We start from the raw sequence: 2,633 nt of genomic DNA on the forward strand, positions 1-2,633 counted from the left end.
ACCCAAGGCGGCGTAAAGGCTCTAATCCCCTAACCCATACAGGCTAGTTTCATAGAAACGAACCGCACGAACCGTGCGTGAGACTTTCACCTCACACGGCTCCTTGATAATTCCATCCTTGTTATGGATACGATTTAAGACCAACTATCAGGTTTTAACACTTCCTTTAGAGCGTGTTGACCCGTCTGTTGCTGTCTTTGTGTCGTGGCAGTGTCTATGCAGAAGTTGTAGGTTATCGTAGGTGTCCTTTCCACCTAACGATGTTGGTTTGATATGGTCAACTTCTACAATGTCTGTACTGGTAAAGTACAAACCACAGTGAGGACAAATACCCTTTTGACGCTTGATTAAGGATGCAACCCTGTTAGGAGTTTCTGGGTATTCACCTCTACGCTTGCTCCAATAAGTCCAGTTTCTATCAAACGGACTAGCAACACCCTTTACTTTGATATGCCTTACGATTGGCGTATCTGAGTGCCGTGTTAGTTCTATTCCGTTCTCGGTACTAAAACACCAATTGCGGTCGCCTACTGTTCGCCAGTATTTATCCTTATTGATGTTCCCTTTTCCCCTCGTTCTTGCCCAAGCTCTTAATTTATCGTAGGCTAAATGGTCAACCTTTGAGAAGGTTTCCTTACTTACAACTGTCGAATAATAGTTTGACCATCCCCTAATGATTGGGTTCAGCTTGCTAATTAGGGCAGCTTGAGGGGCGGTTTTATGGGTATCTATTACTTCGGCAATCTTGGCTAGATGGGTTTTTACCTTGGCTTTTGAGGGGGTGATTAATGTATTAAAACCTAGTAGTGTTCCCTTTGAACCGTTGGCACATTTGTAGGCCCCTGTTTTGTGTTGTTGTACATGGAAACCGGGAGCATCTCACTTTTGCAGCCAAGCCCAAATTGGAGTTAGGAGTCAGGAGTCAGGAGCCAGGAGAAAAGAGGAAGAAGGAAGAAGGAAGGAGCCAGAAGAAGTGTTTTTACAAATATGAGATGCTCCCATGGAAACCTAAGAACTGAAACCCAACATTACCATCAATCTCAATGAAGGTGTGGGTTAATTTTGTTTTACTTGGTTTTAACTCCAATCCCATGTCACTCAACCATTCTGCGATTATTTCCTGGCATTTCTTAACCACGTTCAAATCCTCATGGATAATCACGAAGTCATCAGCGTAGCGGATTAGGCTGAGGGCTGAGCGATTAATCGCTTTTTGTCCTTTCAGTGTTTCCGCGTACTGCTTTACTCTTTCTTCCATACCGTGTAAGGCAATGTTCGCAAGTAGGGGAGAAATTACCCCGCCTTGTGGTGTACCTTCATTAGTAGGGAATAATTCGTTTCCTACACAGTACCCTGCTTTTAGCCACATCTTTAATTGGCGGTTTAGAGTGGGGTATGTGTGTATTTTGGATAATAACGCTTTGTGGTCTATACGGTCAAAGCATTTGGCAATATCAGCGTCAAGCACATATTTGGCTTTTTGTCTGATACTGAGATATATTGCCCCTATCGCATCGTGACATGAGCGCCCTGGTCTAAAACCGTAAGAGTTTGGCTCAAATTTTGCCTCCCATTCCGGCTCTAACGCTAGCTTGACTAACGCTTGCAAAGCGCGGTCGTTTATTGTGGGGATTCCTAATGGTCTAGTTTCAGTTGTTCCGGTTTTGGGAATATTAACCCTACGAGTGGGTTTAGCTTTTCCGGTTAACTTTAACTTGCCTACCAGGTTCATACGATGCTTTGGGGTTAGTGTTTTTACACCATCCACACCTGCCGTATTTTTACCTTGGTTATCTTGTGTCACCCTACGTACCGCAATACACTTTGCAGACCAAGACCTAATCAGGGTCTTCTGAAGTTTGCGAACTGCTTTAACATCACCACGTTCACTCGCTGGGAATATGCGCTTTTGCAACTTGAAAGTTACCTTTTCTAGCTGGCGCCAGTTAAGGTCTTTCCATTCCACCGTCTGATTGTTCAGCGTATTAGATATATTCATTGCTACTTGTTCTACTCCTTTGGAATTACCGTGTATCTGTCAGCATATCCACACCATTACAGTGAGGTCTTCGCTTTCTGATACAATCCCTCCCCTAGCCATCATTCGTTAGCTACTTACTGGTTATCGACCTGCCCAGAGATAATTAGGGGTTACTTCGTTCCGATTACATATTTGATTGAGTCTTTAGCGTGATACTTTCCACCGGGTTTCTGAGCGGTGCTTATAAGTCGGTTGTTCAACCGCTTATGCCCTATCCTTGCCTTTTGGCTTGGTGTTAATCAGCTTTTACCGTATTTTTCAACTGGTTTATGCCTTGTTTCAGTCAGTTACACCATTTTCGTTTACGATGGTTCAGACGTATCTTTGCTTGCGCTACGCATGGACTTTTGCTCGACAGGTATCTAGGTTGACTCCCGATAGTTCTCCCTTTTATCCCCGCTTTAACCTATTAGTTGCTACCTAATAAGCTAGGGGATATGCTTTCACTCCTGCACTTGGAGGGTAGGACTTACCGCACTGTGGTTCACCTACAAATGTAACCAGTTGTCACTAACTAGGGCTTGCTGAAAAAGCCTCAAACCCTTACATCAAAAGACTTTGGCTCCTGACGGCGCTGAGCGTGTGTAAGATT

At 44.1% G+C, this 2,633-nt stretch carries 1 protein-coding gene and 1 pseudogene; both read right to left on the reverse strand.

From position 1 onward, the window contains the following. Window positions 1–147 precede the first annotated feature (147 nt). Complete coding sequence (locus QUB06_RS34335; RefSeq protein WP_333439276.1) at window positions 148–786, reverse strand: group II intron maturase-specific domain-containing protein; 639 nt, start codon at window positions 784–786, stop codon at window positions 148–150. Between the two features lie 223 nt (window positions 787–1,009). Next, window positions 1,010–1,999, reverse strand: a pseudogene (locus tag QUB06_RS34340) (reverse transcriptase domain-containing protein); the annotation flags it as partial. Between the last annotated feature and the right edge of the window lie 634 nt (window positions 2,000–2,633).

Source organism: Microcoleus sp. D2_18a_D3, assembly GCF_036702455.1.
Taxonomy (GTDB): domain Bacteria; phylum Cyanobacteriota; class Cyanobacteriia; order Cyanobacteriales; family Microcoleaceae; genus Microcoleus.